Here is an 11,832-nt window from a genome sequence, read left to right as displayed (position 1 = left end):
AACTACGACTACGGCTTCTACTGGACGCTCTACCAGGACGGGCGGATCGAGCTGGAGGTGAAGCTGACCGGCATCCTGTCCGCCTCCGGCATCTCGTCCGGGGCCGAGGCACCCCATGGGCGGAAGGTCTCCGAGCTCGTCCAGACCCCGATCCACCAGCACTACTTCGGCATCCGGCTGGACACCGCGATCGACGGTTCATTGAACCGGCTGGTCGAGGAGCACGCCGAGGCAGAGACCGACCCGGCGCTCAATCCCTACGGCAACGCGGTCCGCTACGTGCGCGAGCCGCTCGCCGTGGAGACCGGCATGCGCAACGACCCGAGCACCGCCCGGCACTGGCGGATCGAGAGCGCCGAGCGCACCAACCGGTACGGCGACCCGACCGCGTACCGGCTGGTCATCCCGAACACCACGCGCAGCTTCGGGCGGCCGGAGTCGGTGATGTCGCGCCGCGCGCCCTTCATCCACCAGCACGTCTGGGCCACCCCGTACGCCGAGGACGAGCAGTTCATCGGCGGCCAGTATCCGAACCACGCCGAGCCGGGTGAGGACGGCGTGCACGTCTGGCAACGGCAGGAGCGCTCGATCGACGGCGTGCCCCTGGTGGTCTGGCCGGTGCTCGGCGTGCACCACCTGCCCCGCCCGGAACAGTGGCCGGTCATGCCGGTGGAGGCGATCCACCTGGTGCTCGAACCGGACGGCTTCTTCGATCGCAACCCGGCCCTGGACATCCCCGACCCCGCCCGTTCCTAGCTCCCCTACTCAGCTCCCGAAAAGATCCGTTCACATTCGGGACACACGGCCGCGATGAGCGGCGGCGATAATTGGATCCAATCTCGATCGAATGAAATCCCAAATAGGCAGACTTTAATACACCCCCTGGAGTGCTCCCCATGGACATCGGCAACCAGGCAGTCTCCCGCCGCACACTGTTGCGCGGCGCTTCGATCCTCGGCATGGGTGCCGGCCTCACCGGTCTGCTCGCCGCCTGCGGCGTCGCCGCCGAGAAGGACGACGCCTCCGGCGGAACCACCCGCAGCGGGGGCACCCTGACCCTCGCCATCGACGGCACCAGCGCGATCAACGACCCCGCCTTCTACACCACCCTCGGCGACTGGATGGCCGTCGACTGCATCTGCCGCGGCCTGACCTTCATCTCCTTCGAGACCAACGAGCCCGCCGCCGACCTGGCCGAGAGCTGGACCGTCTCCGACGACCAGCTCACCTACACCTTCAAGCTGCGCCAGGGCGTCACCTTCCACGACGGCACCACGTTCACCTCGGCCGACGTGCTGGCCAGCCTCAACCGGCAGTTCGACGACAAGGACAAGACCCTGCCCGAGGGGTCGTCCCGGCCGTTGAAGGGGATCGGTGACAACCTGACCTCGATCACCGCACCGGACGCGAACACCGTGGTGATGGTGCTCAAGAAGCCGGACCGCACGCTGCTCGGCCGGCTCTCCGACATCGGCGGCCGGATCATCTCCAAGGCCGCCCTGACCAAGTACGGCGCCGACATCGGCAAGAACCTGGTCGGCACCGGCCCGTTCAAGTTCGCCTCGGCCACCTCCGGGCAGAGCGTCACGCTGGAGGCGTTCGACGGCTTCCACAAGGGCAAGCCGCCCATCGACCGGCTGGTGCTCCAGCAGGTCACCGACCCGTCGACGATCGTCAGCTCGCTGCTGTCCGGCGACATCTCGGCCACCCAGTTCACCCCGTACTCGGCCCTGGACCAGCTCAAGGGCGACAAGTCGGTGACCGTCTACGACACCCCGAAGAGCTTCGACGCGTTCCTGATGATGGACGTCCGCCGGATCACCGACCTGAACGTGCGCAAGGCGATCAACCTGGCCATCGACCGGCAGGCGCTGATCACCCAGGCGTTCTTCGGCGCCGCGGTGCTGCCCGATGGCTACACCATCCCGCCGAACCAGGACGCGTACGACGCGACCCTGGCCGACCTCTCCAAGACCGACGTGGCCGAGGCCAAGCGCCTGATCGCGGCGGCCGGCGCGACCGGGCGCACCGTACGGCTGATGGCCGCCAGCGACAGCTGGCACCCGAAGGCCGCGCAGCTCATCGCGCAGAACCTGACCGACATCGGGCTCAAGGTGGAGACCGACTCGGTGGACCCGGCCACCTACTTCAACCGGTTGCTCAGCCCGGACGACAAATTCCACGACCTGATGATCTGGGAGCGCAACGGCTACTACCCGGACGCCGACGACATGATCGGCTCCCTGGCCAAGCCGTCCGGCGTCTACGGCGACTTCATCTCCGGCTTCACCACCCTGGACGGCTCCGCGGCGTACGCCGACATGCTGTTCGAGGCGAAGAACATCGCCGACGCCACCGCCCGCAAGGCCCGGTACAGCGAGATCGCCCGCGAATGGGCCGACAAGTACATGACCCTCTCGATGCTGGTCTGCGCCTCCAACCCGGTGGTCAGCGGCGCGAAGGTGAAGAACATGAACTGGAAGGCACTCGGTAACCACCGCTGCTACATGGAAACCGCGAGTGTCTGAACTGACCACCACGTCCGGCCTCCGCACCGCGTTCGCGGCGCGGAGGCTCGGGCGCGACCCGATCGCGGTGGTGTCGTGGCTGGTGGTCGCGCTCTTCGTGCTCACCGCACTGATCGGGCCGCTGCTGGTCTCGGCCGACCCGACCCGCAACACCGCCGACGCGTTGCTGCCGCTCGGCGCGGCCGGTCACCCGCTCGGCACCGACGATCTCGGCCGTGACGAGCTGGCCCGGATGGTGCACGGCGCCCGGCCGCTGCTGCTGGTCGCCTTTCTTTCCACCGCGCTCGCCGCGGTGCTCGGGATCGGGGTCGGGATGATCGCCGGGTACGCCGGCGGCAAGGTCGAATGGGTGCTCATGCGCCTGATGGACCTGGCGCTGGCGTTCCCGTCGATGTTGCTGATCATCCTGATCGTCTCGGCCTGGAACCCCGGCGTCGGCAGCCTGGTGGTCGGCATCGGCACCGCGCTCGCGCCCGGTCTGGGCCGGCTCGCCCGCGCCCTGGCCGCCCGCGAGGCCGGCCGCGACTACGTGCTCGCCGCCCGGCTCGGCGGCACCCGCGCGCCCCGCATCCTCGTGCAGGAGGTGCTGCCGAACATGGCCGGGCCGATGCTCGCCCAGGTGGTGATGACGCTGTCGGTCGCCGCCGGGTTCGCCGCCGGCCTGTCCTACCTCGGGCTGGGCATCCAGCCTCCGACACCGGACTGGGGATACATGGTGCAGGCCGGCCAGGAGTTCCTCTACACCGCGCCGCGGCTGGTCGTGCTGCCCGCGGCGGCCACCCTGATCTTCGTGGTGGCCTGCAACTTCATCGGCGACGACCTGCGCGACGCCCTCGACCCCCGGGGGGACCGATGAGGCTGGTCCTCAAGCGCCTGGCCGCCGTGCCGGTCGTACTGCTGGTGCTGAGCACCATGGTCTTCGCCGCCATCCGGCTGCTCCCCGGCTCGCCGGCCACCGGCCTGGCCGCGGGTGGCGCCTCCGGGCAGGCCACCGCCGCCGACATCACCGCCGACACCGAGAAGATCAACGCCGCCCTCGGCCTGGACAAGTCGCTGCTCTCGCAATACGGCAGCTTCCTGAACGACATCGTCCACCTCGACCTCGGCAGCTCCTTCTACGGCGGCAACGACATCACCGGCCTGCTCGGCGACACGCTGCCGGCCACCATCGAGCTGACCGTGGCGGCGATGCTGATCGCCGTACTGATCGGCATGTTCACCGGCGTCCTGGCCGCGCTGCGCCGGGGCACCTGGATCGACACCGCCACCCGCACGATCGGCACGGTCAGCTTCTCGCTGCCGTGGTTCGCGCTCGGCGTACTCGGCATCGTGGTCTTCGGGGTCTGGTTGCGCTGGCTGCCGGTCATCGGGCGGCTGCCGAACGCGCTCGATTACCACCCACTGACCAACTTCGTCCTGCTCGACGCGATCCTGCAGGACCGGCCCGAGCTGATCTGGCCCTGGCTCGAGCACCTGATCCTGCCGGCCACCACCCTGGCGCTGTCGATGGCCGGCTTCATCACCCGGATCGTCCGGGCCTCGGTGCTGGAGGTGCTCGGCGACGACTTCGTGCGCACCGCCCGGATGAAGGGCCTCTCCCCTTCGGCGATCCTGCGCCGGCACGTGCTGCGCAACTCGTCGCTGCCGATCGTCACGGTGCTCGGCCTGCAGTTCGGCTCGCTGCTCGGCGGCTCGGTGATCACCGAGACCGTCTTCTCCTATCCCGGCGTCGGCAACCTGCTGGTCAACGGGATCCTGCAGCGCGACTACCCGATCGTGCAGGGTGCCGCGCTCGCCATCGCTCTGCTGTTCACCCTGGTCAACGTCTTCGTGGACCTGCTCTACCTGGCGCTCGACCCGCGTCTGAGGAAGGCCTGACATGCACATCGTCCTCGTCCACGGCGCCGGCGGAACCCCCACCACCTGGTCGGAACTGGTCCCGCTGCTGGGCGGCCGGGAACACAGCCTGATCACCAACCCGATGACCTCGCTGACCGACGACGTGGCACACACCCTCGGCGTGGTCTCGTCCCTGAACGAGCCGGTGCTGCTCGTCGGCCACTCCTACGGCGGCGCGGTGATCACCAACGCGGGTCGATCCGACCTGGTCAAGGGGCTGGTCTACGTCGCGGCGTTCGCCCCCGACGAGGGCGAGACGGTCAACGGCATCGTGGAGCGCTACCCACCGGCCGAGGTCTCCAAATACATGCGTCGTGGCCCGAACGGCGAATGGGCCTCCGAGCACACCGACGAGTACTGGGCCGAGATCGGCTGGGACGTGCCGGTCGACCAGCGCGCCATCTGGGACGCCGAGTCCCGGCCGAGCGACAACCGCATCTTCAGCGAACCGACCGGCGTGCCCGCCTGGCGCACCAAACCCTCCTGGTACCTGGTCGCCGCCGAGGACAGGACGCTGCCCACGGTGATCCAGCGGGACATGGCGGCCCGGGCCGGCGCGATCACCAGCGAGGTGCCGGGCAGCCACTTCACCCCACGGGTACGCCCGGCCGACGTGCTCACGGTGATCGAGCAGGCGCTGGGCGAACTATGACCGAGACCCTGCTGGAGATCCGCGGGCTGACCGTCGAGTTCGACGTGCCCGCCGGGCGGCTGCCCGCGGTCGCCGGTGTCGACCTCAGCCTGCGCCGCGGCGAGATCCTGGCCCTGGTCGGCGAGTCCGGCTCGGGCAAGTCCGCGCTGTCGATGAGCCTGGTCGGGCTCAACCGCGGGCCCCACGCGCACATCGGCGGCGAGGTGCTCTTCGGCGGCCACGACCTGGTCGCCGCGGGCGAGAAGGAGCTGCGCTCGGTGCGCGGCAAGGACATCGCGGTGGTCTTCCAGGACGCGCTCGCCGCGCTCAACCCCACGCAACGGGTCGGCGACCAGGTCGCCGAGATGATCCGTACGCATCGGAAGATCCCGAAAAAGCAGGCCCGGGAGCGGGCCGCGGGGTTGCTCGGCGAGGTCGGCATCGGCAACCCGGCCCAGGCCGCGCGGGCCTACCCGCACCAACTCTCCGGCGGCATGCGGCAGCGCGTGATGATCGCGATCGGGCTGGCCAACGACCCGGCCGTGCTGATCGCCGACGAACCCACCACCGCGCTCGACGTGACCATCCAGTCGCAGGTGCTGCGGCTGCTCAAGCGGCTGCAGGCCGACCACGGCACGGCGATCGTGCTGATCACCCACGATCTCGGGGTGGTCGCCGAGGTCGCCGACCGGGTCGCCGTCATGTACGCCGGCCGGATCGTCGAGAGCGGCACCCGCGACGAGGTGCTCTTCCACCCGCAACACCCGTACACCATGGGTCTGCTCAATTCGGTCCCCCGGGTCGACGGCCCGGCCGTCGCGCGGCTTCCGGCCATCGCCGGAAGCCCGCTCACCGGCGTGGCCCGCCCGCCGGGCTGCGCCTTCGCCCCACGCTGCGCGTTCGCTCACGCTGCCTGCGGCGACGCGATCCCCCCATTGATGCAGCGGTACGGCGGCAGCGCGCACCTCGATCGATGCGTCCTCGACCGCTCGCGGGACGCCTTGGAGGTGACGGCGTGAAGCCGACCCCGCTGATCGAGCTGGAGAAGCTGCGGGTCGAGTTCGGCGGCTCGGCCGGGCGCCGGGTCCGCGCGGTCCGCGACGTCGACCTGACCATCTACGAGGGCGAGACGCTGGGCCTGGTGGGCGAGTCCGGCTGCGGCAAGTCGACGCTCGGCCGGGCCACCGTCCGGGTCACCGAGCCGACCGGCGGCCGCATCCGCTACCGCGGCGCGGACATCACCACCATGCGCGGGACGCTGTTCCGCAGCACCCGGGCCGACCTGCAGATGGTGTTCCAGGACCCGTTCGGCTCGCTCAACCCGCGCCGGAAGATCGCCGACATCGTCGCCGAGCCGCTGCTGCGGGCCCGCGGTTTTTCGGCGTCCGCCGCCCGCGAGGTCGTCGACGACCTGCTCGACCAGGTCGGGCTCGGCCGGGAGGCGGGTGGCCGGCGACCGCACGAGTTCTCCGGCGGCCAGCGGCAGCGCATCGGCATCGCCCGCGCGCTCGCCCCGTCGCCGCGCTTCGTGGTCGCCGACGAGCCGGTCTCCGCGCTCGACGTGTCCATCCAGGCCCAGGTGATCAACCTACTCTCCGACCTCATCCGCGACCGCGGCCTGACCATGCTGTTCATCTCGCACGACCTGGGCGTGGTCAAGCACATCGCGGACCGGATCGCGGTCATGTACCTGGGCGAGATCATCGAGATCGCCGCCCGCGATGACTTCTTCGCCGGTCCCGCCCACCCGTACGGCGAGGCGCTGCTCTCCAGCGTCCCGACCCTGTCTTTTTCTCCTTCGCGCGAGCGGATCGAGCTCTCCGGGGAACTACCCGACCCCGCCGACCCGCCGCCGGGCTGCACGTTTCACACCCGATGCCGGTACGTGGTGGACAAATGCCGCACCGAAGCACCTTTGTTGCGCACAGTGGCCGACGGTCGGCAGGTCCGCTGTCACCTGCCGCTGATTCCCCTGAAAGGCTCCGAATGATCATCGACGCGTACAACACCACCCAGGACGTCCGGGGCCGCTCGGACTACCTCACCGGGGCCCGGCCCGGGCAGGCGCCGCCGCCCTACACGCCGTTCGACCCGAAACGGATCCTGGACCGGATGGACGCCGCCGGGGTGGACATGGCGATGGTCTGCTCGCTCGCCCAGCGCATCGAGAACGACTTCATCGCCGGCCTGGTCAAGGCGCACCCCGACCGGCTGTTCGGCTTCGGCCAGGTGATGCCGCAGGCCGACGACGCCCTCGACGAGATCACCCGGATGCGCGACCTCGGGCTGTCCGGCCTCAAGCTGCACCCGTCGCTGCACGGCTACCACGTCGCCGACCACGGCCTGCTCGACCCGGTCTTCGCCCGCTGCGCCGAACTCGGCCTGCCCGTGCTCATCAACGCGCTCGACGACGCATTTTGCGCACCACTGGCGATCGAGGAGATCGCCAAGGGCTTCCCCGAGGTGCCGACGATCATCGCGCACATGGGTGCGGTCTGGAACGTGCCCGAGGCGATCATCGTGGCCGAGCGCAACCCGCACATCTACCTGGAGACCTCGGCCACGCTGATGAGCGACGTGAAACGGGCGTACGCCCGGCTCGGCCCGTCGCAGATCCTGCTCGGCAGCGAATGGCCGGGCTCCGACTTCGACCTGGAACGCATGAAGATCGCCAAGGCCGTTCCCGACGAGGCCGACCGGGCCCTGGTCGAGGGCGGCAACATGGCCCGGCTCCTGGGGCTGCCCGCATGAGCATCGAGCCGGTCGCGGCCACCATGCCGGCCGCTGACCTCCAGCTGCTGCGCCGGGCCGAGGAGCTGCTCGGCCGGGTGTTCCTGGCCGGGCGGCACGAGGTGGCCACCGCGCTGCGGGCCACGGACGGGTCGGTGCACCTCGGCGTACACGTCGAAGGCTCCTGCCGGCGCAGCTCGATCTGCGCCGAGGGGGTTGCTCTCGGGGCCGCCCGCGCCGCGGGCGTCGCCCTCGGCCAGGTGGCCAGCGTGGTGTCCGTGCAGATCAAACCGGCCGACCGGTTCCGGATCATCGCGCCGTGCGGGGTGTGCCGGGAACTGATCAGCGACTACAGCCCGGCCGCGACGGTCTGGCTGACCGTGCCCGACACCGACGAGGTGATCGCGGTTCCCGCTCTCGACCTGCTGCCGTCGAAATCGCGGCGGGTCTGGTGACCTTTCCCTTGGAGGCTTCGATGGAGAATCTCGGTGGCGACGGCCGGCCGGTGCGCTGGGACGAGCTGACCTGGCCGGAGGCCCGCGACACGGTCGCCAGCGCCGACACGGTGATCATCCCGGTCGGCGCGGTCGAACAACACGGCCCGCACCTCCCGCTCAACGTGGACACCGTGATCTGCCAGGCCGTCGCCGACCAGGTCTCGGCGCTCACCGGCATCCCGGTGATCCCGCCGATCACCTACGGCGTGTCCGGCTCGCACGGCGACTTCGCCGGCACCATCGCGCTGCGCCCGGAAACGCTGATCGCCACCATGGAGGACGTGCTCGACTCGCTGCACGCCTCCGGTGTACGGCAGTTCGTGCTGCTCAACGGCCACATCTGGAACAACGGAGCGCTCGACGTCTCGGCCGAGAAGCTGCGGGTGCGCCACAAGGATTCGCGCATCCGGGCGATCGGCTACGTCACCATGTACCCCGGCCCCGAGGTCAACGGCCGGGTCCAGTTCGGCCGCGGCCTGATGCACGCCAACTTCTTCGAGACCTCGGTGATGCTGCACCTGCGCCCCGACCTGGTCCGGATGGACCGGGCCACCTCGCACATCGACGTCGACTCGTTCTGGGACTACCGGATGGACCAGGTCAGCGAGACCGGCGTGTGGGGCCGCGACGTGGCCCAGGCGAACGCCGAGCACGGCAGATCCGAGTTCGAACGCTGCGTGCAAACCACCGCCCGGGCCGTCGCCGCCGCCGCCCGCGAGCCCTGGCCGTCCTCCGCCCACCGCCCGAACTAGAAAGGACCTCCCCTCGTGGAGATCTTCGACATCACCCTCCCGATCCATCCCGAGATGCTGCACTGGGGCCGCAAGCCGGAGGTCGAGATCGTCGAGTCCCTGGCCAACGGCGACGCCTCCAACGTCACCCGCTGGCGGCTGGGCGCCCACACCGGCACCCACGTGGACGCACCGGCCCACTTCGTCGACGGCGCCACCCCCGTCGACAAACTCGACCTGCACTCGCTGGTCGGCCCGGCGCTGGTCGCCGACCTCACCGCGGTGACCGGCGACATCACCGTCGCCGACCTGGCGGCGGCCGGGGTGGCCGGGCAACGACGGGTGCTGCTCAAGACGAGCAACTCGGCCGGCCCGCTGAAGGAGCCCGATCGGGCGCCGACCTGGGTGGGCCTCTCCCCCGACGCCGCGCGGTGGCTGATCGACCAGGGCGTGGAGTTGATCGGCATCGATTACCTGACCATCGAGAGCCACACCCGCACCGAGACGTGGGATGCTCACCACGTGCTGCTGGGTGCTGGTCTGATCATCCTGGAGAACGCCGACCTGGACGCGGTGCCGCCCGGCCCCTACGAGCTGGTCTGCCTACCGGCCAAACTGGTCGACGCGGACGGCTCGTTCGCCCGAGCCATCCTGATCGAGCGAGACGCCTGATGGCCGTAGCGGTAGCGGCCCCCCACCCGGCCGCCATCGAGGCGGCCCGCACGGTGGTAGCGGCCGGCGGCAACGCCTTCGACGCGGCCCTGGCCGCCGCCGCAGCCCTGACCGTCGCCTACCCACACCAGTGCTCAGTCGGCGGCGACCTGGTAGCCATAGTCCGCCCCGCCCCGGCTTCGGCGGGCTCGGCCGGCGGGGCGGTAGCGGTGCTCTCCATCGGGGCCGCCGCTGCGAACGTCGATGTGACTGGGTTGCGGGCCGCCGGGCCGCGGATGCCGTTCGCCGGGCCGCAGACCGTCACCGTGCCCGGTGTCGTCGCAGGCTGGGCGGCGATCGCGGAGCTGGGCGCCCGGCTTCCGCTCGCCGCGTTGCTCGCACCGGCCCGCGCCCTCGCCGCCGACGGCGTGCCGGTCAGTCCCGGCCTGCACCGGGCGATCCTGGGCCGGCTCGACGGCATTCGAGCCGACCCGGGCCTGCGCGGACTGCTCCTGGACGACGCCGGCCAACCGCGCGACACCCTGGCGCAGCCACGGCTCGCCGCCACCCTCGACGCGATCGCCACCAACTGGCGGTCCTTCTATCGCGGCCACCTCGGCCACCGGTTGGTCGCCGGCCTGAACGCCTTCGGCAGCCCCTTGTCGGTCGCCGACTTCGCCGCCCACCGCGCCGAGGTCACCACGCCGCTCAGCGTCGTCGCCGTCGCTGATACCCGGGTCGCGGCTGGTACCAGGATCGCCACTGACACCGAGCCCGCCGCTGGTACCGGCACCTTCGCTCGTATCGGCACCGCAGCTGGTACCGGCACCGGAACCGGTGGCGTGACCTGGTTGGCCGCTCCGCCGCCGGTGCAGGGGGCGACGTTCCTCGGCATCGCCGGGTCGGGCGACCTGCTCACCGACGCCCGGCGTGCGCAGTTCGCCCGCGACGCGCTGCTCGGCGACCCGCGCACCGGGCCGGTCGACCTGGACGGGCTGATGTTGCGCAGGCCGGTCTCGGCCGGTGTCGACGCCGACGGGCCGAAACCGGCCGGGGACACCGTGGCCGTCACCGCCGTGGACGACGACGGCACGGCGGTCACGCTGATCCAGAGCGTCTTCCAGAGCTTCGGATCCGGGATCCTCGAACCGGATACCGGCATCGTGCTGCACAACCGAGGTTCGTCGTTCAGCCTCGACCCGGACCATCCGGGACGCCTGGCCGGTGGAGTCCGGCCGCCGCACACCCTCTGCCCGACCCTGGCCGTCGGCGGAGACACCGTGCTGGCGCTGGGCTGCCAGGGTGGACGATCCCAGCCGTGGATCCTCGCCCAGGTCGCGGCGGACGCGTTCGGCACCGCGGATCCGGCCGGGGTGCTGGCCCGGCCACGTTGGATCATCGGCGCGCGGGAGATCGACCGCGAGGCACCGACCCTGCTCCTGGAGCCGGGGACACCAGATGCGGCGAGGCTCGCGGAAATCGGGCGTGGGCTCGGGCTGGCGGTGGAGTACACCGCCGGGCCACACGACGACGCCGGGCACGTGCAGATGGCGCGGCTCAGCGCTGGGGTGCTGACCGCAGCCAGTGATCCCCGCGCCGACGGCCTGGCCGCCGTCCTCCCATGAGGGAGCGCTTCGGGCACCACCCCGTGCAGCGGAATTCGTGGCACCTCCGCCGCCGGCGATGCCCCCCCACCTCCCGGATAGTGGTCCCCCGTCTCGGATCCCGGGCCTGACTCCCGCATCGTGGCGCAGGTCCCGCCTTATGGACAACGCGTCCACATCATGAGCCGGCCCCGCCCGACGAAAACGACATGCCGCTTATTTCCGTCCCCTCAGTTCCCGATTCCGCCCGACCTCGTCGAGTTCCTGTGCGGACCGAGCAGCAAGTCCGCAAGATCTGGGCCGGGGCGGCGGAAACGGGCTTGGCGCACATCAAGCAGCAGCAAGACCCACGGCCACGCTGAGCTGAGCTGAGCCGGGTGGGCCGGGCCGGGCCGGGTGAGCCAGGCCGGGTGAGCCGAGCTGGGTGAGCCGAGCTGGGTGGGCCAGGCCGGGTGAGCCAGGCCGGGTGAGCCGAGCTGGGTGAGCCGGGCCGGGTCGGGTGGGCCGGGCGGTCTCGGCTGGGCCGGGCGGTCTGGGCTGGGCTGGGCTGGGCTGGGCTGG

12 protein-coding genes are annotated in these 11,832 nt (G+C 70.8%); all 12 read left to right on the top strand.

Going from position 1 to position 11,832, the window contains the following annotated elements; genetic code table 11:
• Window positions 1-756 (top strand): copper amine oxidase (locus tag Ato02nite_RS42615; protein ID WP_498371292.1); only part of this gene is annotated, 756 nt, incomplete at its 5' end.
• 140 nt (window positions 757-896) lie between these two features.
• Window positions 897-2,528 carry an ABC transporter substrate-binding protein gene (locus tag Ato02nite_RS42610; RefSeq protein WP_213012413.1) on the top strand — a complete coding sequence of 544 codons (1,632 nt, stop codon included), beginning with the start codon at window positions 897-899 and terminating at the stop codon, window positions 2,526-2,528.
• Entirely contained in the window at window positions 2,521-3,384 is an 864-nt protein-coding gene (locus tag Ato02nite_RS42605) for an ABC transporter permease (RefSeq protein ID WP_213012412.1), read from the top strand. Before Ato02nite_RS42610 ends, Ato02nite_RS42605 begins: the two co-directional genes overlap by 8 nt.
• Entirely contained in the window at window positions 3,381-4,406 is a 1,026-nt protein-coding gene (locus Ato02nite_RS42600) for an ABC transporter permease (protein WP_213012411.1), read from the top strand. The genes Ato02nite_RS42605 and Ato02nite_RS42600 overlap by 4 nt, the downstream gene beginning before the upstream one ends.
• A 1-nt stretch (window position 4,407) precedes the next feature.
• Window positions 4,408-5,079: an alpha/beta fold hydrolase gene (locus Ato02nite_RS42595; RefSeq protein WP_213012410.1), complete on the top strand. Its 672-nt coding sequence runs from the start codon at window positions 4,408-4,410 to the stop codon at window positions 5,077-5,079.
• The gene (locus Ato02nite_RS42590; protein WP_213012409.1) at window positions 5,076-6,077 is read left to right on the top strand and encodes an ABC transporter ATP-binding protein; all 1,002 of its coding nucleotides are present in this window, start codon (window positions 5,076-5,078) and stop codon (window positions 6,075-6,077) included. The genes Ato02nite_RS42595 and Ato02nite_RS42590 overlap by 4 nt, the downstream gene beginning before the upstream one ends.
• Window positions 6,074-7,048 carry an ABC transporter ATP-binding protein gene (locus tag Ato02nite_RS42585; protein WP_213012408.1) on the top strand — a complete coding sequence of 325 codons (975 nt, stop codon included), beginning with the start codon at window positions 6,074-6,076 and terminating at the stop codon, window positions 7,046-7,048. Before Ato02nite_RS42590 ends, Ato02nite_RS42585 begins: the two co-directional genes overlap by 4 nt.
• Window positions 7,045-7,809, top strand: coding sequence for an amidohydrolase family protein (locus tag Ato02nite_RS42580; RefSeq protein WP_213012407.1), 765 nt, complete (start codon window positions 7,045-7,047; stop codon window positions 7,807-7,809). The genes Ato02nite_RS42585 and Ato02nite_RS42580 overlap by 4 nt, the downstream gene beginning before the upstream one ends.
• A complete protein-coding gene (locus tag Ato02nite_RS42575; RefSeq protein ID WP_213012406.1) occupies window positions 7,806-8,243 on the top strand; it encodes a cytidine/deoxycytidylate deaminase family protein in 438 nt (145 codons plus the stop codon). Before Ato02nite_RS42580 ends, Ato02nite_RS42575 begins: the two co-directional genes overlap by 4 nt.
• A gap of 20 nt (window positions 8,244-8,263) precedes the next feature.
• Entirely contained in the window at window positions 8,264-9,037 is a 774-nt protein-coding gene (locus Ato02nite_RS42570) for a creatininase family protein (protein ID WP_213012405.1), read from the top strand.
• A 15-nt stretch (window positions 9,038-9,052) separates the two neighbouring features.
• The gene (locus Ato02nite_RS42565; RefSeq protein WP_213012404.1) at window positions 9,053-9,688 is read left to right on the top strand and encodes a cyclase family protein; all 636 of its coding nucleotides are present in this window, start codon (window positions 9,053-9,055) and stop codon (window positions 9,686-9,688) included.
• Window positions 9,688-11,292, top strand: a complete 1,605-nt coding sequence (locus tag Ato02nite_RS42560) for a gamma-glutamyltransferase (protein ID WP_213012403.1) — start codon at window positions 9,688-9,690, stop codon at window positions 11,290-11,292. Before Ato02nite_RS42565 ends, Ato02nite_RS42560 begins: the two co-directional genes overlap by 1 nt.
• Window positions 11,293-11,832: the final 540 nt, after the last annotated feature.

Origin of the sequence: Paractinoplanes toevensis (assembly GCF_018332695.1) — a bacterium.
Lineage (GTDB): Bacteria > Actinomycetota > Actinomycetes > Mycobacteriales > Micromonosporaceae > Actinoplanes > Actinoplanes toevensis.
The sequence above is the reverse complement of the archived record's forward strand: the minus strand, read 5'-3'. Positions and strand labels throughout refer to the sequence as shown.

What these genes read in the sequence shown, in the direction of transcription:
- Ato02nite_RS42610 (WP_213012413.1), top strand. Translation starts at nt 897, where the DNA reads ATGGACATCGGCAACCAGGCAGTCTCCCGCCGCACACTGTTGCGCGGC.
- Ato02nite_RS42600 (WP_213012411.1), top strand. Translation starts at nt 3,381, where the DNA reads ATGAGGCTGGTCCTCAAGCGCCTGGCCGCCGTGCCGGTCGTACTGCTG.
- Ato02nite_RS42595 (WP_213012410.1), top strand. Translation starts at nt 4,408, where the DNA reads ATGCACATCGTCCTCGTCCACGGCGCCGGCGGAACCCCCACCACCTGG.
- Ato02nite_RS42590 (WP_213012409.1), top strand. Translation starts at nt 5,076, where the DNA reads ATGACCGAGACCCTGCTGGAGATCCGCGGGCTGACCGTCGAGTTCGAC.
- Ato02nite_RS42580 (WP_213012407.1), top strand. Translation starts at nt 7,045, where the DNA reads ATGATCATCGACGCGTACAACACCACCCAGGACGTCCGGGGCCGCTCG.
- Ato02nite_RS42575 (WP_213012406.1), top strand. Translation starts at nt 7,806, where the DNA reads ATGAGCATCGAGCCGGTCGCGGCCACCATGCCGGCCGCTGACCTCCAG.
- Ato02nite_RS42570 (WP_213012405.1), top strand. Translation starts at nt 8,264, where the DNA reads ATGGAGAATCTCGGTGGCGACGGCCGGCCGGTGCGCTGGGACGAGCTG.
- Ato02nite_RS42560 (WP_213012403.1), top strand. Translation starts at nt 9,688, where the DNA reads ATGGCCGTAGCGGTAGCGGCCCCCCACCCGGCCGCCATCGAGGCGGCC.